The 20,589-nt window shown below is 67.1% G+C and carries 23 protein-coding genes; 8 read left to right on the top strand and 15 right to left on the bottom strand.

The window, feature by feature from the left end; all coding sequences use genetic code 11:
- Nucleotides 1–59: 59 nt before the first annotated feature.
- Nucleotides 60–1,088 carry a tRNA (adenosine(37)-N6)-threonylcarbamoyltransferase complex transferase subunit TsaD gene (gene tsaD, locus GFD32_RS15565; RefSeq protein WP_163577505.1) on the top strand — a complete coding sequence of 343 codons (1,029 nt, stop codon included), beginning with the start codon at nucleotides 60–62 and terminating at the stop codon, nucleotides 1,086–1,088.
- Between the two features lie 120 nt (nucleotides 1,089–1,208).
- Here the strand turns inward: tsaD and plsY are convergent, their stop codons facing one another.
- Nucleotides 1,209–1,775 (bottom strand): glycerol-3-phosphate 1-O-acyltransferase PlsY, encoded by a 567-nt coding sequence (plsY, locus tag GFD32_RS15560; protein ID WP_163577567.1) that lies wholly within the window; start codon nucleotides 1,773–1,775, stop codon nucleotides 1,209–1,211.
- Between the two features lie 317 nt (nucleotides 1,776–2,092).
- Between plsY and folB the strand changes: the two genes are divergently transcribed.
- The 3 genes from folB to GFD32_RS15545 are packed head-to-tail and all read left to right on the top strand — an operon-like array spanning nucleotide 2,093 to nucleotide 3,922.
- On the top strand, nucleotides 2,093–2,467 hold the full coding sequence (gene folB / locus GFD32_RS15555; protein ID WP_163577504.1) for a dihydroneopterin aldolase: 375 nt from the start codon (nucleotides 2,093–2,095) through the stop codon (nucleotides 2,465–2,467).
- Nucleotides 2,458–2,967 carry a 2-amino-4-hydroxy-6-hydroxymethyldihydropteridine diphosphokinase gene (folK, locus tag GFD32_RS15550; protein WP_163577503.1) on the top strand — a complete coding sequence of 170 codons (510 nt, stop codon included), beginning with the start codon at nucleotides 2,458–2,460 and terminating at the stop codon, nucleotides 2,965–2,967. Before folB ends, folK begins: the two co-directional genes overlap by 10 nt.
- A gap of 25 nt (nucleotides 2,968–2,992) precedes the next feature.
- Complete coding sequence (locus tag GFD32_RS15545; RefSeq protein ID WP_163577502.1) at nucleotides 2,993–3,922, top strand: DHH family phosphoesterase; 930 nt, start codon at nucleotides 2,993–2,995, stop codon at nucleotides 3,920–3,922.
- 22 nt (nucleotides 3,923–3,944) lie between these two features.
- Here the strand turns inward: GFD32_RS15545 and GFD32_RS15540 are convergent, their stop codons facing one another.
- The 7 genes from GFD32_RS15540 to GFD32_RS15510 form a co-directional block, all read right to left on the bottom strand.
- The gene (locus GFD32_RS15540; RefSeq protein ID WP_240455676.1) at nucleotides 3,945–5,075 is read right to left on the bottom strand and encodes a polynucleotide adenylyltransferase; all 1,131 of its coding nucleotides are present in this window, start codon (nucleotides 5,073–5,075) and stop codon (nucleotides 3,945–3,947) included.
- Between the two features lie 16 nt (nucleotides 5,076–5,091).
- Nucleotides 5,092–5,904: a symmetrical bis(5'-nucleosyl)-tetraphosphatase gene (locus GFD32_RS15535; RefSeq protein WP_163577500.1), complete on the bottom strand. Its 813-nt coding sequence runs from the start codon at nucleotides 5,902–5,904 to the stop codon at nucleotides 5,092–5,094.
- 21 nt (nucleotides 5,905–5,925) lie between these two features.
- Nucleotides 5,926–6,324, bottom strand: coding sequence for a Co2+/Mg2+ efflux protein ApaG (gene apaG / locus GFD32_RS15530; protein WP_163577499.1), 399 nt, complete (start codon nucleotides 6,322–6,324; stop codon nucleotides 5,926–5,928).
- Nucleotides 6,321–7,136, bottom strand: coding sequence for a 16S rRNA (adenine(1518)-N(6)/adenine(1519)-N(6))-dimethyltransferase RsmA (gene rsmA, locus GFD32_RS15525; protein ID WP_163577498.1), 816 nt, complete (start codon nucleotides 7,134–7,136; stop codon nucleotides 6,321–6,323). The genes apaG and rsmA overlap by 4 nt, the downstream gene beginning before the upstream one ends.
- 150 nt (nucleotides 7,137–7,286) lie before the next feature.
- The gene (gene pdxA, locus GFD32_RS15520; protein WP_163577497.1) at nucleotides 7,287–8,345 is read right to left on the bottom strand and encodes a 4-hydroxythreonine-4-phosphate dehydrogenase PdxA; all 1,059 of its coding nucleotides are present in this window, start codon (nucleotides 8,343–8,345) and stop codon (nucleotides 7,287–7,289) included.
- Nucleotides 8,345–9,028 carry a SurA N-terminal domain-containing protein gene (locus GFD32_RS15515; RefSeq protein ID WP_163577496.1) on the bottom strand — a complete coding sequence of 228 codons (684 nt, stop codon included), beginning with the start codon at nucleotides 9,026–9,028 and terminating at the stop codon, nucleotides 8,345–8,347. The genes pdxA and GFD32_RS15515 overlap by 1 nt, the downstream gene beginning before the upstream one ends.
- A gap of 29 nt (nucleotides 9,029–9,057) precedes the next feature.
- Nucleotides 9,058–11,553 (bottom strand): LPS-assembly protein LptD, encoded by a 2,496-nt coding sequence (locus GFD32_RS15510; protein WP_163577495.1) that lies wholly within the window; start codon nucleotides 11,551–11,553, stop codon nucleotides 9,058–9,060.
- 215 nt (nucleotides 11,554–11,768) lie between these two features.
- On the opposite strand from GFD32_RS15510, the gene GFD32_RS15505 reads away from it, so the two are divergent.
- From GFD32_RS15505 to GFD32_RS15495, 3 genes are all read left to right on the top strand, one after another.
- On the top strand, nucleotides 11,769–12,806 hold the full coding sequence (locus GFD32_RS15505) for an aminoglycoside phosphotransferase family protein (RefSeq protein WP_163577494.1): 1,038 nt from the start codon (nucleotides 11,769–11,771) through the stop codon (nucleotides 12,804–12,806).
- Nucleotides 12,803–13,480, top strand: coding sequence for an N-acetylmuramate alpha-1-phosphate uridylyltransferase MurU (gene murU / locus GFD32_RS15500; protein WP_163577493.1), 678 nt, complete (start codon nucleotides 12,803–12,805; stop codon nucleotides 13,478–13,480). The genes GFD32_RS15505 and murU overlap by 4 nt, the downstream gene beginning before the upstream one ends.
- A gap of 209 nt (nucleotides 13,481–13,689) precedes the next feature.
- On the top strand, nucleotides 13,690–14,109 hold the full coding sequence (locus GFD32_RS15495; protein WP_163577492.1) for an OsmC family protein: 420 nt from the start codon (nucleotides 13,690–13,692) through the stop codon (nucleotides 14,107–14,109).
- Nucleotides 14,110–14,250: 141 nt separating this feature from the next.
- Here GFD32_RS15495 and GFD32_RS15490 read toward each other — a convergent pair whose 3' ends face one another.
- From GFD32_RS15490 to phaR, 5 genes are all read right to left on the bottom strand, one after another.
- The gene (locus GFD32_RS15490) at nucleotides 14,251–14,592 is read right to left on the bottom strand and encodes a histidine triad nucleotide-binding protein (protein WP_163577566.1); all 342 of its coding nucleotides are present in this window, start codon (nucleotides 14,590–14,592) and stop codon (nucleotides 14,251–14,253) included.
- 37 nt (nucleotides 14,593–14,629) lie between these two features.
- On the bottom strand, nucleotides 14,630–15,502 hold the full coding sequence (locus GFD32_RS15485) for a phosphoribulokinase (RefSeq protein WP_163577491.1): 873 nt from the start codon (nucleotides 15,500–15,502) through the stop codon (nucleotides 14,630–14,632).
- The gene (locus tag GFD32_RS15480; protein WP_163577490.1) at nucleotides 15,502–15,942 is read right to left on the bottom strand and encodes an acyl-CoA thioesterase; all 441 of its coding nucleotides are present in this window, start codon (nucleotides 15,940–15,942) and stop codon (nucleotides 15,502–15,504) included. Before GFD32_RS15480 ends, GFD32_RS15485 begins: the two co-directional genes overlap by 1 nt.
- Nucleotides 15,943–15,991: 49 nt before the next feature.
- On the bottom strand, nucleotides 15,992–17,284 hold the full coding sequence (gene purD / locus GFD32_RS15475) for a phosphoribosylamine--glycine ligase (protein ID WP_163577489.1): 1,293 nt from the start codon (nucleotides 17,282–17,284) through the stop codon (nucleotides 15,992–15,994).
- Between the two features lie 71 nt (nucleotides 17,285–17,355).
- Nucleotides 17,356–17,829 carry a polyhydroxyalkanoate synthesis repressor PhaR gene (phaR, locus tag GFD32_RS15470; protein WP_163577488.1) on the bottom strand — a complete coding sequence of 158 codons (474 nt, stop codon included), beginning with the start codon at nucleotides 17,827–17,829 and terminating at the stop codon, nucleotides 17,356–17,358.
- Between the two features lie 95 nt (nucleotides 17,830–17,924).
- Here phaR and GFD32_RS15465 point away from each other — a divergent pair, with 95 nt between their 5' ends.
- Nucleotides 17,925–18,638: a 16S rRNA (uracil(1498)-N(3))-methyltransferase gene (locus tag GFD32_RS15465; protein ID WP_163577487.1), complete on the top strand. Its 714-nt coding sequence runs from the start codon at nucleotides 17,925–17,927 to the stop codon at nucleotides 18,636–18,638.
- Between the two features lie 40 nt (nucleotides 18,639–18,678).
- Here the strand turns inward: GFD32_RS15465 and rloA3 are convergent, their stop codons facing one another.
- Both rloA3 and GFD32_RS15455 read right to left on the bottom strand, forming a co-directional pair.
- The gene (rloA3, locus tag GFD32_RS15460) at nucleotides 18,679–19,254 is read right to left on the bottom strand and encodes a retropepsin-like aspartic peptidase RloA3 (RefSeq protein WP_163577486.1); all 576 of its coding nucleotides are present in this window, start codon (nucleotides 19,252–19,254) and stop codon (nucleotides 18,679–18,681) included.
- Between the two features lie 19 nt (nucleotides 19,255–19,273).
- On the bottom strand, nucleotides 19,274–20,536 hold the full coding sequence (locus tag GFD32_RS15455) for a lytic murein transglycosylase (RefSeq protein ID WP_163577485.1): 1,263 nt from the start codon (nucleotides 20,534–20,536) through the stop codon (nucleotides 19,274–19,276).
- Nucleotides 20,537–20,589: the final 53 nt, after the last annotated feature.

Below are 20,589 nucleotides of genomic sequence, written 5' to 3'. Positions count from 1 at the left end.
GGCAGCGTGGGTGGCGCGGCTTTGCTAGAATGGCCTTTTTACTGGCGCGAGAGCGTTCCATGCGAGTCCTCGGGATCGAAACATCCTGCGACGAGACCGGCGTCGCCCTCTATGACACCGAACACGGCCTCACCGCCGACGCCCTCTATAGTCAGGTGGCCATGCACGCCGAATACGGCGGTGTGGTGCCGGAGCTCGCCTCCCGGGACCACACCCGGCGGCTACTACCGCTGATCCAGCAGGTACTCGACGACGCCGGCCTGACGCGAGTCCAGCTCGACGCCATCGCCTACACCGCCGGTCCCGGCCTGGTAGGCGCACTGATGGTGGGCGCCAGCACCGCGCACGGCATGGCCCGCGCCCTGGGGATTCCTGTGCTGGGTGTGCACCACATGGAAGGCCACCTGCTGGCACCGATGCTGGAGCCGGAGTCGCCTGATTTTCCCTTCGTTGCCCTGCTGGTTTCCGGCGGGCATACGCAGCTCGTCGCGGTGGAGGGGTTGGGTCGCTATCGGCTGCTCGGCGAATCGGTGGACGACGCCGCGGGAGAAGCCTTCGACAAGGCAGCCAAGATGCTGGGACTCGACTATCCCGGCGGCCCGCAGGTGGCGAAGCTGGCTGCAGTGGGAGACCCGACGCGCTTCCGCTTTCCGCGACCGATGACCGACCGGCCGGGTCTGGATTTCAGCTTCTCGGGGCTCAAGACGCACACGCTCACGGCCATTCGCGAACTCGAGGCCGCCGGAGCGCTCGACGGCCAGGCACGCGCCGATGTGGCGCGTGCCTTCGAGGAGGCAGTGGTCGACACCCTAGCGATCAAGTGTCGCCGCGCGTTGGACGACACCGGCCTGAAGCGACTGGTGGTGGCCGGCGGCGTGAGCGCCAACGCGAGGCTGCGCGAACGCCTCGCGGCGGCATGCGAAAAGCGCGGAGCCCGCGCCTACTACCCACGCGGGCGTTTCTGCACCGACAACGGTGCCATGATCGCCTATGTGGGAGCGCAACGCCTGGTGGCCGGTGAGCGCGACGACCCCGGCATCATGCAGGCGGTGCCGCGCTGGCCGTTGGAGACCCTTCGGGAGCCGTAAGCTGGAAGCTGGAATTCGCCACCCAAGGTGTCAAGCCTTTTCTTCTAGCTTCCAGCTTAAGCCCGCGCAGCGGGCGTTCTTCCAGCTCCCGGACGCAGTCCGGGCTCTTCCAGCTCCGGGCTATAACCCCGGCTCCTCGCCCCGACGCAGGCGGCGAATGTTGAGCAGGTGGCGCACCAGTACCAGCAGCGTGAAGGCGATCACCACCAGCACGTAGTCGGAAGCCAGCCACAAGCTCGCCAGCGGCGCCAGCCCCGCGCTGACCAGCGACGCCACTGCCGCGGTACGCAGCCAGCGGGCCGCCAGCAGCCACATCATGGCACAGACCAGCGCCACGCCGGGCATCAGCACCAGCATCACGCCGAAGGCGCTGGCCACGCCCTTGCCGCCATGAAAGCGGTACCATATCGGATAGCTGTGCCCGAGCAGAACGGCCAGCCCCACCACCCCCTGTGCCCAGGGTGGGAAGCCGAGCGCCATGGCCAGCCACAGCACCGGCATGCCCTTGACGACATCCACTACTAGCGTGGCCAATGCCAGGCGTGGCCCATGCAGACGCAGCACGTTGGAAAAGCCCGGATTGCCGGAACCGGAGTGAAACGGACTATCCAGGCCAGCCAGCCGACACACGCTGAGCGCCCCCAGCCAAGAGCCACTGAGATAGCCCAGCGCCACCATCCACGGCAGCTGCCCCTCGAGCGCTGTCACCCGGATTCGCTCCTCTTTGCCACCTGTGGATTTCGCACGATCGTCGCAACCAACACGGATTTCGAGACACGCTCATCGAGCCGAGGAGACGAATGTCGAGTCAGTTGACGCATCGGATCGAGTGCCATTGGCCGGGAGACCGGATTCTGCAAACGCTCGGCGCCGCCCCCGGCCGACTGCGGGACCTCACCGCATTCTGCCAGGGCCGGCCCACCGGGAACAGCGGCCGGCTGTCATCCATTCCATGGCTCACGTACAATCGGCGTCCAATCCTAGCCAGCCCCGGAACGCCCAGAATGGACCGTGTACTGATCGAGTCGCTCGGCGTGGATACCGTGATCGGAGTCTACGACTGGGAGCGCCGCATCACCCAGCGCCTGCTGCTCGACCTGGAGCTCGCCACCGATATCCGGCCGGCGGCGGCGAACGACGACCTGAGCCAAACCCTGGACTATGCCGCCATCAGCGAGCGTATCGCCCGCTTTGCCGCCGACCATGCCTTCTTGCTGGTGGAAACCTTCGCCGAGCGCCTTGCCGACGTGCTGCGCAACGAATTCGCCGTCGCCTGGCTACGCCTGACCCTACGCAAGCCCGGCGCAGTGCCCAACGCGGGCGCCGTGGGAGTATGCATCGAACGCGGCACTCTTGCGGAGGGCAACGGATGCGCCTGATCAGCGTCAGCCTAGGCAGCAACATCGACCGCGAGCGCCATCTGCGCGGCTGCCTGGACGCCCTGGCCAAGACCTTCGGTCCGCTTCGGGTATCGCGCGTCTTCGAAAGCGAACCGGTGGGCTTCGAAGACGGCCGCAACTTCTACAATCTGGTGGTGCTCTTCGAAAGCGACTGGCGCGTGGGCGAACTTCAAGCCTGGTGCAAACGGCTGGAGACCGCTCATGGGCGCCACCCGAACAGCCCCAAGTTCAGCCCCCGCACCCTGGATATCGACCTGCTCACCGTCGGCGACCTCAGCGGAGTGAACGACGGCGTTGAATTGCCCCGCGACGAAATCCTTCATCATGCCTTCGTTCTCCAACCGCTGGCCGAGCTGCTGCCGGATGGGAAACACCCCGGCCTCGGGCAGACCTACGCCGAGCTATGGAGCGACTTCGAGCCCGGCGAACAACGCCTGTGGCCCATCGATTTCTACTGGGAGCCTCCCCTGACGCGGTAGATGCAACCAACGAACAGGAGACGACATGACTGAACGATTCCGGCTGGTGACCCGCAGCGACTTCGACGGGCTGGTGTGCGGCGCCCTGCTCAAGCACCTGGACTTGATCGACGACATCCTCTTCGTCCACCCGAAGGACATGCAGGACGGCAAGGTCGACATTACCTCGCGCGACATCACCACCAACCTGCCCTATGTGCCCGACTGCCACCTCGCTTTCGATCACCACCTGAGCGAAACCCTGCGCAACGAGGAGCGGGCCGACAATCACATCATCGACCCCGACGCTCCCTCGGCGGCTCGCGTACTATGGCGCCACTACGGCGGCCACGACGCCTTCCCGGCTCGCTGGGACGACATGATGGAAGCCGTCGACAAGGGCGACTCGGCGCAGTTCACCCGCGACGAGATTCTCGACCCCCAGGGCTGGGTGCTACTCAACTTCATCATGGACGCGCGCACCGGCCTGGGTCGTTTCCGCAACTTCCGCATCTCCAACTATCAGCTGATGATGAAGCTGATCGATTATTGCCGGGCGCACACCATCGAGGAGATTCTCGAGCTGCCCGACGTTGGCGAGCGTATCGAGCTGTACCGTGAGCACAGCGAGCGAGCCAAGGAGCAGATTCGTCGCTGCGCCACGCTGCACGACAACCTGGTGGTGCTCGATCTGCGCAACGAGGAGACCATCTGGGCCACCAACCGCTTCGTGATCTATGCGCTCTACCCCGAGTGCAACATCTCCATCCACGTGATGTGGGGCCTGAAGCAACAGAACACCGTGCTGGCCATCGGCAAGTCGATCCTGGACCGCTCGAGCCGCACCAATGTCGGCGAACTGTGCCTGACGTACGGCGGCGGTGGCCACCGCAATGCCGGCACCTGCCAGGTCGACAACGATCGGGCGGATGCCATCCTCAACGAGATCGTCGCCCGCATCAACGCCGACGGCTGAGCGGCCGTCGGGCCGGGGCGCATCAGCCGATTGCCAGCGCCTCGGCCAGCCTGACGCGGCGCTCCCGCGTCAACGCCTCGCCCAGAGCGGCCCCCCGATACCCCGCTGCCAGCAGCGGCTGCGGCGCCACCTGTCGAGCCGCCGCCCAGCCGTGCGCCACAGCCACGCCATGCGGTGGCGCTTCGCGCTGCAACAGCCCCACCAAAGGGGCCACCCGCTCGGGGCGTCGCCAGGCGTCGATGTCATCCAGCCACCGCTGCACGCTGTCGGCATCGATCACGGTGGCCTGCCACAGCCAGCGCGTCAGCGCCACCTGGCGTGCCAGGTCGCGATAGACGCGCGGCAGACGCAGTCGTTCGGCGATTGCCTCGCGGGCCTCATCGCCCAGGTGCTCCACCAGCCGTGCCCAGCGCCAGCAGCGCCGATCGCTGGCCTCGAGCATGGCGGGCAGCCGGTCAAGCCGGCCAAGCGCCGTGTCGAGCCACCGCTCATCGTCGGCCAGCTCCGGCAGTAGCGCTGCCAGTGCTTGGCAATCGTGCAGGGCACGGAAGTAGGCGGCCGGGCTCGGCTCTGCCAGCGCCTTTTCGGTTTCCGTCCACACCCGTTCGGCCACCAGGTGTTCGAGTTCGCCACTCCTGGCGAGTTGCCGCATCAGCGCCCGGGTCTCGTCAGCGATGGTGAAACCGAGATGGTCGTAGCGGGCCAGAAAGCGCGCCGTACGCAGCACGCGCAGCGGGTCTTCGACGAAGGCCGGGGACACATGGCGCAAGGTTCGTGCCCGAAGATCGGCGAGCCCGCCGTGAGGGTCGACGAGCTGGCCGTCCGGCGTTTCGGCCATGGCGTTGATGGTCAGGTCGCGCCGCGCCAGATCCTCCTCCAGCGTCACGTCTGGTCTGGCATGCACGGTGAACCCGGTATAGCCGTGACCCGACTTGCGCTCGGTACGCGCCAGGGCGTACTCCTCATGGGTTTCGGGATGCAGAAAGACCGGAAAGTCGCGCCCCACCGGCTTGAAGCCGCGGCGTCGCATCGCTTCCGGCGTCGCGCCCACCACCACCCAGTCGGTGTCGCTCACCGGCCAGCCGAGGTAGGCGTCGCGTACCGCCCCGCCCACACGATAGACGTCGAGACCTTCGATGACGGGGTCGTCCATGCCGGTCATAGCCACCTCAGCGTCGCTGCCGGCTGGGCACGCTCACCCGCTCGCCGCTGTCGAGGTTCAGAGCGGTGAGACTCGCTCCCCATACACAACCCGTGTCCAGGGCCTCGGCGCGTACGCGGCTGCCCGGCGTCCTGCCTTCCAGCGCAGCCCAGTGACCGAAGATCAAGCGCACCTCGTCGCGGCGCGGGAACTGGAACCAGGGAGCGAAGCCGGGCGGTGCGCTGTCGAGCCCTTCCTTGGCGGTGAAGTCCAGGCACCCCTCGGCGTCGATGAAGCGCATGCGGGTGAAGACGTTGACGATGACGCGCAGACGATCGAGCCCTGCCAGCTCATCGCGCCAGCAGCGCGGCGTATTGCCGTACATCGCTTCGAGGAAGGCACCGGAGCGCTCGCCGGCCAGCCGCGTCTGCACCTCCCGAGCCAACCGCTCGGCCTGCTCCTCCGACCACTGCGGCAGCAGCCCGGCGTGGGTCATGACATCGTCCCCCCGGCGCACCAGCAGCGGCTGGCTCTGCAGCCAGTCGAGCAGCGCTTCACGATCCGGCGCCTCGAGAATCCCCGTCAGGGTATCCTTGCGGTTGAGCGAAGCGCCCCCGCGGGCCACCGCCAGCAGGTGCAGGTCGTGATTGCCGAGCACCGTGACGGCCGCCTCGCCCAGAGCCCGCACCTCACGCAGACAGGCCAGCGAGCCGGGGCCGCGATTGACCAGGTCGCCGACCAGCCATAGCTGGTCGCGGCTGGGGTCGAAGGCGAGCCGTTCGAGCAGTTCGACGAATTCGGCATGGCAGCCCTGCAGATCCCCGATGGCATAGGTGGTCATGGCGTCTCCTCGTCCAGTGATTCAGTGCACCTGGTTGGGCCCGGCCAGCCGAAATGGTGCAATGGGCACCTCGAAGGGACGCTGGCTGACCGTGTCCACGCAGGTGTACTCCCCCTCCATCACGCCCACCGGGGCATCGAGGATGGCACGACTGGTATAGCGGAAGGTCTGCCCCGGGCCGATCATCGGCTGCTGGCCGACCACGCCCTTGCCACGCACTTCCTGTACCTGGCCGCTACCCTGGGTGATCTTCCAGTGACGCGCCAGCAACTGCAGGCTGCGAGCAGAGTGGTTGTGGATCGTCACCGTATAGCTGAAGACGTAGCGGGCTTCGGCGCCGGACGACTCTTCCTCGCGATAGGTCGGCTCCACATCGATGCGGATGGAGCGGGGCTGCAGCGCATCAGGGGCTTGACTCATGACGTCCCCTCCTCTGCCGTCGCCAGGTGGTTGGCGATGCGCACGAATTCCTCGACTGCCAGGGTCTGCGGCCGGCGAGCGGGATCGATGCCCAGCCGTTGCAACGCCTCAGCGCCGATGCGGCCCTTGAGGTTGTTGCGCAGCGTCTTGCGCCGCTGGCCGAAGGCCTGGCGCACCACATCGAAGAGCAGCGTCTCGTCGCGGGCCGGGAAAGGCAACGCCGCATGGGGCGTGAGCCTCACGATGGCCGAGTCGACCCCGGGGCGCGGCACGAAGGCCTCCGGCGGCACCGTGAACAGCGCCTCGACGGCACAGCGATACTGAGCCATGACCGACAGCCGACCCCAGTCGGCGCCACCGGGCTCGGCGGCGAGCCGCTCGACCACTTCCTTCTGCAGCATGAAGTGCATGTCGGCGATGGCATCACCCGCCTCGAGCAGGTGAGCGATCAAGGGAGTGGAAATATTGTAGGGCAGGTTGCCCACCACGCGTAGCGGCTCGCCATCGCCGCGCAGTTCGCGGAAATCGAACGTCAGCGCATCGGCCTCGTGGACGACGAAGTCGGGATGGGCGAAGAACTGTACGCGCAGCCCCGGGACCAGGTCGCGGTCGAGTTCGATCACTTCGAGGCGGCCATCCGTTGCCTCGAGCAGCGGCTCGGTCAGGGCTCCCTGGCCGGGGCCGATTTCAATCAGCCGTTCACCGGGACGCGGACCGATGGCGCGCACGATGCGCGCAATGATACCGGGGTCGCGCAGGAAGTTCTGGCCGAAGCGCTTGCGGGCGCGAGGGGCCGGCGGGCGGGATGCCATTCAGGGTCGTCCTTTTCTGGGTCGTTGCTGCTGGGGGCGCCGGGGCGAAGATCACCGAGGACGCGCTGTGAATCCTTCCCTGGACGCTACATTTGCCCTCCATGGCAAATGACATCCTCGGCAATCTGCCCCCGGCACCCTGCTAAAAGTCTAGCCACGCGGAACCCTTTCCCCACGGCCGGCCATCTCGGTGGCCAGTGCCAGGGCCACGCGCAGACTGCCGGCATCGGCTTCTCCACGGCCGGCCAGGTCGAGGGCGGTGCCGTGGTCCACCGAGGTGCGCGGAAACGGCAGGCCCAGCGTCACGTTGGCGGCGCGACCGAAGCCGGCGTACTTGAGCACCGGCAGCCCCTGGTCATGGTACATGGCCAGCACGGCGTCGACCCCGGTCAGGTGGCGTGGCGTGAACAGGGTATCCGCCGGCAGCGGGCCGTCAAGGGCAAACCCTTCCGCGCGCAGCGCCTCGAGCACGGGGACGATGACATCACGCTCCTCCGTGCCCAGATGGCCACCCTCGCCAGCATGCGGGTTCAAGCCGCACACGGCGATGCGTGGTGTCTCTACGCCGTACCAGCGCATCAGGTCGGCACTCAGGATGCGCAGGATGCGCTCGAGACGCGGTGCGGTCACGGCATCGGCCACCTCGCGCAGCGGCAGATGGGTGGTGGCCAATGCCACGCGCAGCGCTCCGCCGCCCCGCCAGCTCGTATCGCGAGCATGCAGCGCCCGGTCGGTGGCGAGCATCATCACCACCTCGTCGATGCCGCAGGCATCGCGCAGGTACTCGGTGTGGCCACGAAACCCGGTATGACCCGCTTCGATGATCACTCCCTTGTGCAGGGGAGCGGTGACCATGGCGTCGGCATGCCCGGCACGGCAGGCCTCGACCGCCACGTCGAGGGTCTCGAGCACGTAGGCGGCATTGGCTACGGTAAGCGTACCGGGGCGACTCGGCGCGCGTAGCGCCACCGGCCACACCGGCAACACGCCGGGTGCCGGGGCGGGCACGGCCTCGTCTCGGGCCAGCTCACGCAGTTCGAGCGTCACGCCAAGCAACCCCGCTCGTTCGGCGAGCAACGCGGGATCGCCCACCGCCACCGTCCGCGATGGCAACTCACCAGCCGCGGCAAGCTGAACGACGAGCTCCGGGCCGATCCCGGCCGGTTCGCCGGTGGTCAATGCCAGCAAGGGCGGCGCCTGGCGCGTCATCACCGTAATTCGGAAAGCCGCTTGTCGATGAAGGCCTCAGCGCGGATCTCCTGAATCCAGGCTTCCAGCGCCTCGTTGGCCTTGCGCTGGAACAGCGCCTGACTGGCTTGCTCGCGACTGACGTTGCCGCCCTGCTGCTCGCGGAAGCGCTCGACTTCCCGTTCGGTCAGGTTGACGCGCCCTCCCACCTGACGCTGCTGAAGCTCACGCAGCAGCAGTTGACGACGCACTTCGTCGCGCACCTGGCCTAGGCTCAGACCGTCGGCCTCGAGGGCATCGGCAAACGCTTCCAGGGTCATGCCGTTGCTTTCGGCAATGCCGCGCACCTGGCGATTGAGCTCGGTGTCGTCGACGGACAAGCCGGCATCCTCGGCGAGCTGCAGTTGAATTTCCTCGACGATCAGCCGGTCGAGCATCTGCTCACGCAGCGAGGCTTCCGGCGGCACATCGATCTCGCTACTGACCAGCTGACTGCGCGCCTGCTCCACCCGCTGTTCCAGTTCGCTGGCCATGATGGCCCGGTCGTTGACCACGGCCACGATGCGATCCAGCGACTGTCTGGCCACCGGCTGAAAATCGCTCTCGCTCTCCTGGGCGTGCAGGGTCAGCGGGGCCATGCCGATCCCCAGGGACAGGGCCAGCGCCAGGGCCACGCCCAGCCTCGTGGTTCGCTCACTGCGCATGTCGATGTTTCCTCTCATGTGGTCTCTTGTCAGAAATCGTCTTGGCCGACCCGCAACGGGGTGGCGCGATAGCCGGGAACGGTCTGTCCGAACTCGCTGCCGGCATCGCCGCCGACGCCGCCCAACCCCTTGAACACGAAGCGCAGGAAGAACCCGCGATCGGTGGTGTCGTCGGCGAGGCGGGCGGTGTCACCGTCTTCGACCCACTCACGCCACACTAGCTGCAGACCATAACAGCAGTCGTTCCACTGCACACCCGCCAGCTGTTCCAGCATTCGGTCGTTGGTGTTGTCATACGTCGCTTTGCCGATCAGCTCCAGCTGCGGCGACAGCTTCCACGCCGCCGAGAGATCGAACTCTTCGCGGTCGAAGTTGCGGAAGTCGTCGTCGTCACGCTCGACCGAAGGATCGAAGCCTTGGAGTTCCCAGCGGTAGCCGAGGTTCACCACGTGGCCCGCATCGGCGCGATACTGTACGTCGAACGAGGCGCGTTCGGTGCGCTCGAGCTGATCATCGTAGAGCCACTGCCAACGGGTGCGCCAGGCATCGGTGACCTGCCAATCGAGCCGCGCGACCAGCGGCGAGCGCTCCCGGGTGGCACGATGGTAGCGCTGGAAGTTGCCACCCTCTTCCGGGGACCTGGGCAGTACATCGGGGTCGCCGGACGCTTCGTCGTTGCCCATGTCGATGTAGCGATCATCGAAGTAGAGTGCCTGCCCCAGGCCCAGCGCCAGACGCTCGCGGCCCGAGCCGTCCTCGAGCAGGCGCGAGTCGACGCCCAGCGACAGCCGGTTGAGGTCGCCGACCCGATCGGCGCCGGTGAAGCGGTGCGGCGACCACAGCTGCCCCCAGGAGAAGGCGCGCTCGTTGGTGTCGAAATCGGGAAACTCGCGCTGGTCGCGGCCCGGCACGAAAGCGTAGTTGGCGCGCGGCTCCAGGGTCTGGCGGTAATCGCGCCCCCAGACGTCGAGCTCGCGCTCGAAGACCAGGCCAGCATCGATGGAGGTCACTGGTACTTGCCGGGTCAAGGACGTGTCGCGGTCGACGTCGCGCTCGCCATAGTCGAGATCGTAGGCAGTGGCGAGCCACTCCACCCGCGGCTCCAGGTGCCCCCAGCTAGCATCGAAACGCCAGCCAGCCGCCGGGGTCAGATGCACGCGCGAGCCAACGGCCGACTCACGGTCATAGCGCTCGTTGCTCGGCAGCTCGGCCTCATTCACGTCGCGCCAGAAGTAGGTGTAGTTGGAGCCCCACTGCTGATAGAAACCGTTCGACTGCGACCAGCGTGCGCTGGCGCTCAGGCTGGGCAGCCGATAGAAGGGTTTGTTGCGGTCGCGCAGGGGATCGTCGAGGCGCTGGAAGCCCTGGGCGCGCGCTTCCAGCTGCCAGCGTTCGCCGCGGTTATTCAGGCGCGCCAGACGCTGCATGTTGGCGGGGTCGTCGCCGAACAGGCTGCCGAAATCATCGAAATAGCGGCCGTCGCTGGCGGCGCCGTAGCGCAGGTCGTAGGTGTTACGGGCATCGAAGCGGCCACTGTGCCGGTAGTCGACGTACCAGCGCGACTCGCCCTCGTGGCGCCGCGAGGCGGCATCGGCATCGCCGCTGCCGCCATCATCGTCGGCCAGATAGGCGCCTTCGATCTGCCCCCTGTCCGAGGGAAGGAGATAGCGGTACTCGCCGCCCAGCAACAGGCCGCGGTCGCTGATCCAGCGCGGGGTGAGAGTGGCGTCCTGGTTCGGCGCGATGTTCCAGTAGAAGGGTTGTGCGTAGTCGACGCCATCTCCCGAGGCCTGCAGCTCGGGCCACAGGAAGCCGGTCTGGCGGCGCTCGTCGATGGGAAAGCGCACCCAGGGCCAGTAGAAGACGGGAACCTGGCCCACTTCCAGACGCGCATGACGTGCCGTGCCGAACCCCTTTGCTCGATCCAGCACCAGGTCGCTACTCACCAGCCGCCACAGGTCGTCGCCGGGGTCGCAGGTGGTAAAACTCGACGAGGTCAGCCGGTAGCGACCATCCTCCAGGCGCGCCAGGCGCAGCGCATCGCCGCGCAGGTGCTGCTCGTGAACCACGTAGTGGGCAGCGTCGACACTCGCCGCATCGCTCACCAGCGACAGCTCGGCCGCATCGCCACGGACCAGCAACCCCGGATCGCGCAGCGCCAGGGGGCCACTGGCGAGGGCCCGCTTGCGGTCGGCTGGCACCGTGACGCGGGAAGCCTCCAATTGGCTGTCGCCGCGGCGCAGCACCACCTCGCCACGCAGTATCGTCTCACCGTCCTGGCCGTAGTCGGCACGCTCCGATTCGCTGCGCACCCGCTCCGGGTCGTCCGCGGCCGGTATGCGGTAATCGGGCATGAGGTAGCGCCCACGACACAGAGCGCCGGCCGGTCGGTCATCGCCCCACGGGCGGAAATCGAGCTGCTCCCCCGGCAGCGGTTCGGGAGGCGCAGCGGCGGTGGCCGACACACCGGCCAGCCCCGCAGTCAACAGCCCGGCGAGGGCCATCCCTGAATGTCGCTTGCCCATGGTCCTCGGTGTCCTTGGCAAAGAGAATCGGTATTATACAGGCCGAATCGCCTGTCGCATGCGCCGCACCCGCGGCTCAGCATGCGTTGGCCCGCCACGAGCGTCAACCGGCCGCCCCGACCGCCATGGCAATCGCAGCCGGGCTCGGCGGGGCGCCGGAGGCAGGCCGAAGCGGAAACCCACTGACTTCGCCTGCCCATTCGCAAGGAGCCTGCATGTCCAAGGAGTCCCCCAACCTGCGCCTAGCCCATCTGCACCGCTGGGCGGCAGAGTGCCATGACCTGCCCCCCGACGCCATTCGCCTGCACCTAGCAGCGGGTGATGCGAGCTTTCGCCGCTACTTCCGTCTGACCCTGCCCGATGGCACCACGCGCATGGTGATGGATGCCCCCCCCGAGCACGAGGACAGCCGACCCTTCGTGGCCATCGCCCAGCGCTGGCGGGCCGCCGGCCTGCCGGTGCCGGCATTGCACGCCATCGACCTCGACGCCGGCTTCCTGGAACTCGACGATCTCGGCAATACCTCGCTGCAGCACTGTTTCCCGGGCAACGAACACCCCGACACCCTGGCGTGGCACGAGCGCGCCATGGCGCTGCTGCACGAACTGCAGAATCGCGCCGGGCCCGACGCCCTGCCGGTCTACGATGCCGGCCTGCTCGGCCGCGAGCTCGCGCTCTTCCCCGACTGGTGCCTGAGCGAATGGCTCGGCCTGGCCGTTCCTCCGGGCTGGGACACGCTGCACGAAGCGCTCATCGACAGCGCCCTGGCACAGCCGGTAGTCAGCGTGCACCGCGATTTCGACGCCATGAACCTGATGGTGGCGAACGACCGCCTCTACCTGATCGACTTTCAGGACGCCGTAGCCGGGCCCATCAGCTACGATCTGATCTCCCTGCTGTGCGGGCGTTACTGCCGCTTTCCTCCGGCACGCTTCGACGCCTGGGTGGAGGCCTTCCGGCAGCGGGCCGTAAACGATGGTCGACTGCCGAGTTCGCTGCCGCCTGCCACCTTCCTCGAGCAGACTCAAGCCATGGCGGCCCAGCGCTCGCTGAAGGTGTTGGGCATATTCTGCCGCCTGACGCTGCGCGACGATCGCGCGGGTTACCTCGAACGGCTGCCGCACTTCCTCGACCACCTCGAAACGGCGCTTGCCGGCCTCGGCGGTCACAACGACTTCCGAGCTTGGCTCGACGAGACGTTCCGCCCGGCGCTGACGACACGACTGGCCGCAGCGGAAGAGGCTTCGACATGAAGGCCATGATCCTCGCCGCCGGGCTCGGCAAGCGCATGCGCCCGCTCACCGACCACTGCCCCAAGCCGCTGCTGCCGGTGGGCGGCAAGCCGCTGATCGTGCACCACCTGGAGCGACTAGCCTGCGCCGGCATTCGCGACGTGGTGATCAACGTCAGCTATCGCGCCGAGCAGATCGTGGCGGCACTGGGCGACGGCCGAGAGATCGGCGTGCGCATCGCCTGGAGCCACGAACCCACCCCCCTGGAGACCGGCGGCGGCATCCGCCAGGCCCTGCCGCTGCTCGGCGAGACGCCTTTCCTGCTGATCAACGGCGACGTCTGGTGCGATGTCGAACTCGCCGGCCTGCCGTCTCTGGAAGACGACCTGGCCCACCTGGTGTTGGTCGACAACCCGGGCCACCACCCCGGCGGCGACTTTCACCTGGATGCCGATGGTCGCGTGCATGCCGTGGGCGAGCCGCGCCTGACCTTCGCCGGCATCAGCCTGCTCGACCCGGCGCTGGTGGCCGATCAGGCCCCCGGCGCCTTTCCTCTGGCACCGCACCTCCAGAAGGCCATGGACGCAGGGCGCGTGGGTGGACGCCATCACCGCGGCGCCTGGGTCGACGTGGGCACCCCCGAACGGCTGGCCGCGCTGGACGCCCGGCTGCGCGGCCTGAACAGCCAGACATGACGGCTTGCCGGGGACAGGTCGAAGAGGAGGTCCTTCGCCAGGGATGGCGAAGGTAGCGCCCAGGGAGGGGTTCACAGCGCCTCCTCGACGGTCCAGCGCCCCGGGAGCTGTCGACGGCGCAAGCCAACGTACGGCTCGAGGCTGAGCCGCGCCGCGCCAGCTGCTATGCTGGCCGCCTGCGTTTTCACGACGACTCGAGGAAATCCGCCATGCAAGCCACTGTGAAATGGACCGACGGCCGCCAGTTCGTCACCGAATCGGGAAGCGGCCACAGCGTGGTCATCGACGGCCCGCCCGACCACGGCGGCCGCAATACCGGCCCGCGTCCCATGGAAATGCTGCTCATGGGCATGGGCGCCTGCACCGCCTTCGACGTGATGGAGATCCTCGAGAAATCCCGCGCCCCGGTCAGCGACTGCGTGGCCCATATCGAGGCCGAGCGCGCCGACGCCGTGCCGGCGGTGTTCACCCGGATCCACGTCCACTTCACGGTCAGTGGCAACGGGCTGAAGGAGAAACAGGTGCAGCGCGCCGTGGAGCTCTCGGCCGACAAGTACTGCAGCGCCTCGATCATGCTCGCTCAGGGGGGCGTGGAGATCAGCCACTCGTTCTCCATCGTCGACGCCTAGGCCGAGCCGAGAACCGGCCGCACTCGCCGACTTTTCAGACATAGCCTCAGACGAAGCCCCAGGTGCGCCATACGGCGACACCTGGGATGCATCCGATGCGCCGAACGCCGCAACGCGCGCGGTTGCCCGCAGAAACGCCGACTACCCAGCCGGCCAGGTAAAGCGTCGGCCGCCCATCAGATGCATGTGTATATGATAGACGGTCTGGCCGCCCTGTTCATTGCAGTTCATCACCACCCGGTAGCCGTCGTCGGCGAAGCCTTTCTCCCTGGCCAGCTGCGCGGCAACCTGGGGCAGCCGTCCCACCAGGGCGCGGTCTTCGTCGGCGATGTCGTTGAGAGTGGCGATGTGGCGCTTGGGAATGATCAGGATGTGGGTAGGCGCCTGGGGGTTGATGTCGTTGAAGGCCAGCACCTCGTCGTCTTCGAAGACGATGTCGGCGGGAATGTCGCGATTGATGATCTTGCAGAACAGGCAATCCATGGTCATCGATCTCCGTGGCGTGGTTCGAATGAGCGGTTCAGCGGAAACGGCGCTGGGCGAGCAGGTGACGCACCAGCGGCGCGATGATCAGTTCGATGGCCAGCGGCATGCGCGACCCCGGCACCACCAGGGTGTGCGGGCGGCTCATGAAGGCATCCTGGATCATTGCCAGCAACCAGGGGAAGTCCACCGTGGAGGGATCGCGGAAACGAATCACCACGAAGGATTCGGCATCGGTGGGAATGTCCTGTACCTCGAAGGGGTTGGAGGTGTCCACGGTCGGCACGCGCTGGAAATTGATGTGGGTGCGCGAGAACTGCGGCTGAATGTAGCGCACGTAGTCGTCCATGCGCCCCAGGATGGTGTCGATCACCGCCTCCTGGGAGTAACCGCGCAGCTTGGTGTCGCGGTCGATCTTCTGTATCCACTCCAGATTCATGGTCGGCGCCACGCCGATCAGCAGGTCGACATGACGAGCGATGTCATGATCGGTGGTGACCAGCCCACCGTGCAGCCCTTCGTAGAAGAGCAGGTCGGTACCGCAGGGCAGCGGCTGCCACTCGGTGAAAGTGCCGACCTGGCAGCCGGCCTCGATCATCTGCTTGTCTTCGGCGTGGATGTAATGACGGTAAGTGCCGGTGCCGTGCTCGCCATACTCCTGAAACAGCGTCTCGAGACGATCGAGCAGGTTGGCCTCCACGGCGAAGTGGGAGAGCTCGTCTTTGCGTTCGGGCTCCTCGCGGAAGATCCGCGTCAGCTCGTCGCGGGTGTAGCGATGGAAGGCATCGCCGTCGACGTAGGCGGCGTGCACGTCCTCGCGAGCGAACATGCGCTCGAAGGTACGCTTCACCGTGGTGGTGCCAGCGCCGGAAGAGCCGGTCACCGCAATGACCGGGTACTCACGGGACATCAGGCCGCCCCCGCCCGGGTCACTGCATCCCGCACGCTCGCCGGCACCGCCGTGGGCCGCCCGCTGACCGGGTCGAGCAGCACCAGGTTGAGCCGCGCCGTGGCCACCACCCGATCGTCATCCTCGCGACGCAGCCGCTGGTAGACGGTGAGCGCCTTGCCTTCGGGTGGACGCACGGCGGTCTCCGCCACGAGAGCGTCGGGCCAGCGCGCTTCGGCCTGGTACTGCACCGCGAGATCGGCGACCACGCTGGCGCAGCCACCCAGATCCCACTCGGCAAGGCCCAGCGATGCCAGCGCCGCCACACGCGCCTCGTGGAGCAGCGACACCAGGGCGTCGTGGCCCAGATGGCGGCCATAGTTCATGTCGGTGATGCGAACCGCCAGCGCCTGACGATGAATGATCGCCGCGTCGGGAAAGTCCAGTCTGATGCGCTCCATGCTGACTCCTGATCATGTCGTTCGCGGGTCGTGGCGTAGCGGCCGAGGATCAGCCGGCCTGGCGCTCTCTTTCGATGGCACGGAAAGCGATGTCGCGACGGTACTCGACGCCAGGCCAGTCGATCGCCGCCACGCCACGGTAGGCCAGGTCGCGAGCCGTGCCGACGTCCTCGCCGAGGGCCGTGACGCACAGCACCCGGCCACCGGCGGTGACGATCCGGCCGTCCTGCTCGGCGGTGCCGGCGTGGAAGACCTTGCAGCCGCTAGCCTCCGCAGCGTCGAGCCCCTCGATGGCATCGCCCTTGCGATAGCGGCCCGGATAGCCGCCGGCGGCCATCACCACGCCCACGGCGGCGCGCGGCTCCCAATCGCAGGTGTGGCCGGCCAGCTCGCCTCGCGCCCCGGCCAGGCACAGTGCGGCCAGGTCCGATTCGAGTCGCAGCAGTATCGGCTGGGTCTCGGGGTCGCCGAAACGGCAGTTGAACTCGATCACCCTGGGGTTGCCCTCGGGGTCGATCATCAGGCCGGCATACAGGAAGCCCGTATAGGGATACCCCTCCGCTGCCATGCCTTGCACCGTGGGCTGAATGACGCGCTGGATGATGCGCTCATGGACCGCCTCGGTGACCACCGGCGCCGGCGAATAGGCGCCCATGCCACCGGTATTGGGACCGGCATCGCCGTCGTAGGCGCGCTTGTGATCCTGGCTGGTGGCCAGCGGCAGTACCGTCTCGCCGTCGACCATGACGATGAAGCTCGCCTCTTCGCCGTCGAGGAACTCCTCGATCACCACCCGCGCTCCGGCATCGCCGAAGGCGTTGGCCTCGAGCATGTCGCGCACCGCCGACTCGGCATCGGCCAGGGTCTCGGCGACGATCACGCCCTTGCCGGCGGCCAGCCCATCGGCCTTGATGACGATGGGCGCCCCTTTCTCGGCGAGGTAGTCCAGCGCCGGGGCGACCGCAGTGAAGGTGCGGTACTCGGCGGTGGGAATGGCGTGGCGAGCCAGGAAGTCCTTGGAAAAGGATTTGGACCCTTCGAGCTGGGCGGCACCCGCCGTGGGACCAAAGATTGTCAGCCCCGCGGCGCGAAAGCGATCGACCACGCCGGCCACCAGCGGCGCCTCGGGACCGACCACGGTCAGAGCCACGTCGCGCTCGCGGGCGAACGCCACCAGGCCATCGAGGTCGGCGACGTCGATGGCGACGTTCTCCACACCGGTCTCTCGTGCCGTACCGGCATTGCCGGGCGCCACGAAGACACGATCGACCCGCGGCGACCGGGCGATCTTCCAGGCCAGGGCATGTTCGCGGCCTCCGCCGCCGATGATCAGCACTTGCATCTGCAACACCTTCTTGCCAACTCGAAACGTCGCAGCATTATGTCAGAAAGCGCCGGATGACGCCGCTTTGCTCATGACGTCTTGTCGTCGTCCTTGCCATCGCCCGGGCCTTTGCCGTTGGCGGCCTGACCGATGGTCTGTTGCCAGAAGCGCATGTTCTCCTCGGCCAGCTCCCGCATCAACTCCATGGGCGAGTGTCGCATGGCCTGCTGCCACTGATCCTGCATGTGCTTCTGCTGCTCGAGCATCAGTTGCGTGCCCTGTTCGAGGTAGCGGGCCAACGGCAGCGGCTGAGCCATATCGTAGACGCGGATGAACTGCGCCAGCAGGTCGTTGGAAAAAACATGCGCCTCACCGTCGGCCTGCTCCTGTTCGATGATGATCGACAACAGAATGGTGCGGGTCAGGTCTTCGCCGCTCTTGGCATCCTCGACGCGGAAGGGGATTTCATCGAGAATCAGGCGGCGCAGATCCTCGAGGGTCACATAGCGACTCTGTTCCGTATCGTAGAGCCGACGGTTGGCATACTTGCGAATCACGCGCACGGCGTTTCTCCTTGTCGTGGCTGGCGGGCGCTCGTCATGCCGCTATTGTGCACCGCCCCACCGCCCATGCAAATCCGAGCATTCCACGAGAGCCGATGAACCTGATACTGCTTGCTCCCGCTGACGTCGTTTCCCCCCGTTTGGCACGAGTTCGCGACCCGCGCCGCCTACGTCATCTGCGGGAGGTGCACCATGCTCGTCCGGGCGATCACCTGACGCTGGGGATCGAGGACGGCGGCATCGGCCACGGCGAACTGCTCTCCCTCGACGCCCACGAGGCACGCTTCGCCCTGGACGCCCTGGATCAGGCCTCGCCGCCGCCGCTGCCGGTGCACCTGGCGCTGGCACTACCGCGACCTCGCATGCTGGCGAGAACCCTGGAGCACGTCACCGCGCTGGGCGTGAAGGAACTCACCCTACTCAATACCCGACGCGTAGAGAAGAGCTACTGGCAGTCGCCGGAGCTCACTGCCGACAAGATCCACGCGCATCTGGTGCTGGGCCTGGAACAGGCTCGCGACACCGCAATGCCGAAGGTCACCCTGGCCAAGGGTTTTCGCCCCTTCGTCGAGGACGAACTGCCCGGCCTGCTCGACGACCGCCGCGGCCTGCTCGCCCACCCGGGGATGCCGACCGAATGCCCACGCGGGATTCACGAACCGACCCTGCTGCTGGTCGGGCCGGAAGGCGGTTTCATTCCCTGGGAGGTGGAACGGCTGCAGGCCGCGGGCTGCCAGGGCATTCACCTGGGGCCGCGCATACTGCGCGTGGAGACGGCGGTGACTGCTTTGCTGGCGCGCCTCTTCTAGCAGACTGCCGGATTCAACGCCGGCCAACCCCGACGGACGGCTAGCTCTTTTCCGTCTTTCCGCCGTCAGGTGGAGCTTCCTCATCGGGGTCATGCTCCACCAGCTCCGCATCCTCTCCGCAGTCGGGCTCGGTCAGAAAGGTCTCGGTCACGTCGAGCAGCCCCAGGTGACCGATGGTACGGCGCCCAAGCAGCATCGGATAATTCATGCCCCCTCTGTCGCGCAGGCTGAACTGCTCTTCGTAGACGGTGTCGCCCAGGCATACCTCGAGCAGCACCACCGGACGGCGATCGCTGCCACCGGCGCCGATCAGCTTCAGACGACGGTAGACCGGCCGCTCCAGCGTCTTGGAGAAGGTCTCGCCGCTTGCCTCATCCTCGAGCTCCAGGCGGAATCGCACCCAGCGCTCGCCCTCCTTGTCGAAGCGCTCGATATCGCGGGCATCCAGCGAGGAGGTCAAGGCGCCGCTGTCGAGCTTGGCCTTCACCTCGACGCCCCAGGGTTCGAGCGTCGCCTTCTCCACCCAGCCAAAGACCTCCGCTTCGTCCTGGGCACTGGCCGTGGCGAACACCAGCAGTGCCGCAGCCAGTGCGGCGACCAGACTCTGTCCTCTCATCCGCGTTCTCCTCGTTGCGCTATCGAGTCAGCCGTTCCAGCAGGCGACGGGTGGCGAAGCCATCGGGGGTCTCGCCGATGGCGCGCTGGAAGTCGCGCAGGCCACGACGGGTATTGGGACCGAGAATGCCGTCGGCCACGCCCACCTCGTAGCCGCGCCGATTGAGCGAGCGCTGCATCTCACGAACCTGCCGGCGCGCCAACGGCTGTTCGCCGCGCGGCCAGCCCGTCAGGATGCCATCGCGTCCGGCGAGTTCGTCGGCCAGAGTGGCCACGGCCAAGGCATAGCTGGTGGCATTGTTGTAGCGCAGGATGGCCCGGAAATTGGGCCCTACCAGAAAGGCCGGCCCGCGCGCCCCGGCCGGCGTGATCACTGCCGCCGCCGCGAAGGCCGGCAGCTCGCCACCCCCCACCGGGCGCACGCCCTGGGCGGCCCACTCGCGGCTGGAGCGACGGGTGGAGAGTTCGGCCTGGGCGTAGTCGAAGTCCTGTGGCAGCCGGACTTCCACCCCCCAGGGCTGGCCGGGCTGCCAACCCGACTCGGCCAGGTAGTTGGCCGTGGAGGCCAGCACGTCGGGGATGCTGCCCCAGATGTCCCGGCGGCCATCACCGTCGGCGTCGACGGCATAGACCGTGAAACTCGAAGGCAGGAACTGGGTATGTCCCATGGCTCCCGCCCAGGAGCCGATCATGTCGTCAGGAGCGATGTCTCCCGCCGCGATGATGCGCAGAGCGGCCAACAGTTCGTCATGGGCGAAATCACGGCGACGCCCCTCGAAGGCCAGGCTGGCGAGTGCCTCGAGAGTGGAGAAATCGCCGAAGTTGCTGCCGTAGTTGCTCTCCACGCCCCAGATCGCTACCAAGATCTCGGCCGGTACGCCGTAGCGACGTTCGACGTCATTTGCCGTATCGTAATGTTCGGACAGGCGATCGCGCCCATTGGTGACGCGACTGGCCGACACGGCGCTGTCGAGATACTGCCAGATGGGGCGCACGAACTCGGGCTGAGAGCGGTCGAGTTCGATGACCCGAGGCCGATAGCGCAAACCTTGCAGCGCGCGATCCAGAGTCGTTGAGTCGATGCCCTCGGCGCGGGCTTGGCGCCGAAAACTGGCCAACCAGCTAGCGAAATCGTCAAACGTTGCCGCCTCTGCCACGTCATCGGCGGCCAGGCTCGCCCGTTCGGCAGCCGGCTCGTCCGCTGCCTTCGCTTCGACGGCAGGGCTGCTCTGGCAGCCGGCCAGCAGCGCCATCATCAAGCCGAGAGTCAGGGTGCGCTTCATGGTGGTTCCGGTTCTCCATGGAGTATGCAGGCAGCGCATCATCGCGCAGTTCG

It is taken from the genome of Halomonas faecis (assembly GCF_010993975.1).
In the GTDB taxonomy this organism is placed as follows: domain Bacteria; phylum Pseudomonadota; class Gammaproteobacteria; order Pseudomonadales; family Halomonadaceae; genus Halomonas; species Halomonas faecis.
The sequence above is the reverse complement of the archived record's forward strand: the minus strand, read 5'-3'. Positions and strand labels throughout refer to the sequence as shown.

Bases quoted from the DNA above. Each gene is read 5' to 3' on its own strand.
- tsaD (WP_163577505.1), top strand. From the start codon at position 60: ATGCGAGTCCTCGGGATCGAAACATCCTGCGACGAGACCGGCGTCGCC.
- murU (WP_163577493.1), top strand. From the start codon at position 12,803: ATGAAGGCCATGATCCTCGCCGCCGGGCTCGGCAAGCGCATGCGCCCG.
- apaG (WP_163577499.1), bottom strand. From the start codon at position 6,324: ATGAGTCAAGCCCCTGATGCGCTGCAGCCCCGCTCCATCCGCATCGAT.
- GFD32_RS15485 (WP_163577491.1), bottom strand. From the start codon at position 15,502: ATGTCCCGTGAGTACCCGGTCATTGCGGTGACCGGCTCTTCCGGCGCT.
- rsmA (WP_163577498.1), bottom strand. From the start codon at position 7,136: ATGGCATCCCGCCCGCCGGCCCCTCGCGCCCGCAAGCGCTTCGGCCAG.
- GFD32_RS15455 (WP_163577485.1), bottom strand. From the start codon at position 20,536: ATGAAGCGCACCCTGACTCTCGGCTTGATGATGGCGCTGCTGGCCGGC.
- GFD32_RS15495 (WP_163577492.1), top strand. From the start codon at position 13,690: ATGCAAGCCACTGTGAAATGGACCGACGGCCGCCAGTTCGTCACCGAA.
- GFD32_RS15535 (WP_163577500.1), bottom strand. From the start codon at position 5,904: ATGACCACCTATGCCATCGGGGATCTGCAGGGCTGCCATGCCGAATTC.
- GFD32_RS15505 (WP_163577494.1), top strand. From the start codon at position 11,769: ATGTCCAAGGAGTCCCCCAACCTGCGCCTAGCCCATCTGCACCGCTGG.
- pdxA (WP_163577497.1), bottom strand. From the start codon at position 8,345: ATGACGCGCCAGGCGCCGCCCTTGCTGGCATTGACCACCGGCGAACCG.
- folK (WP_163577503.1), top strand. From the start codon at position 2,458: ATGCGCCTGATCAGCGTCAGCCTAGGCAGCAACATCGACCGCGAGCGC.
- purD (WP_163577489.1), bottom strand. From the start codon at position 17,284: ATGCAAGTGCTGATCATCGGCGGCGGAGGCCGCGAACATGCCCTGGCC.
- GFD32_RS15480 (WP_163577490.1), bottom strand. From the start codon at position 15,942: ATGGAGCGCATCAGACTGGACTTTCCCGACGCGGCGATCATTCATCGT.
- rloA3 (WP_163577486.1), bottom strand. From the start codon at position 19,254: ATGAGAGGACAGAGTCTGGTCGCCGCACTGGCTGCGGCACTGCTGGTG.
- GFD32_RS15465 (WP_163577487.1), top strand. From the start codon at position 17,925: ATGAACCTGATACTGCTTGCTCCCGCTGACGTCGTTTCCCCCCGTTTG.
- GFD32_RS15515 (WP_163577496.1), bottom strand. From the start codon at position 9,028: ATGCGCAGTGAGCGAACCACGAGGCTGGGCGTGGCCCTGGCGCTGGCC.
- GFD32_RS15490 (WP_163577566.1), bottom strand. From the start codon at position 14,592: ATGGATTGCCTGTTCTGCAAGATCATCAATCGCGACATTCCCGCCGAC.
- folB (WP_163577504.1), top strand. From the start codon at position 2,093: ATGGACCGTGTACTGATCGAGTCGCTCGGCGTGGATACCGTGATCGGA.
- GFD32_RS15510 (WP_163577495.1), bottom strand. From the start codon at position 11,553: ATGGGCAAGCGACATTCAGGGATGGCCCTCGCCGGGCTGTTGACTGCG.
- GFD32_RS15540 (WP_240455676.1), bottom strand. From the start codon at position 5,075: ATGGACGACCCCGTCATCGAAGGTCTCGACGTCTATCGTGTGGGCGGG.
- GFD32_RS15545 (WP_163577502.1), top strand. From the start codon at position 2,993: ATGACTGAACGATTCCGGCTGGTGACCCGCAGCGACTTCGACGGGCTG.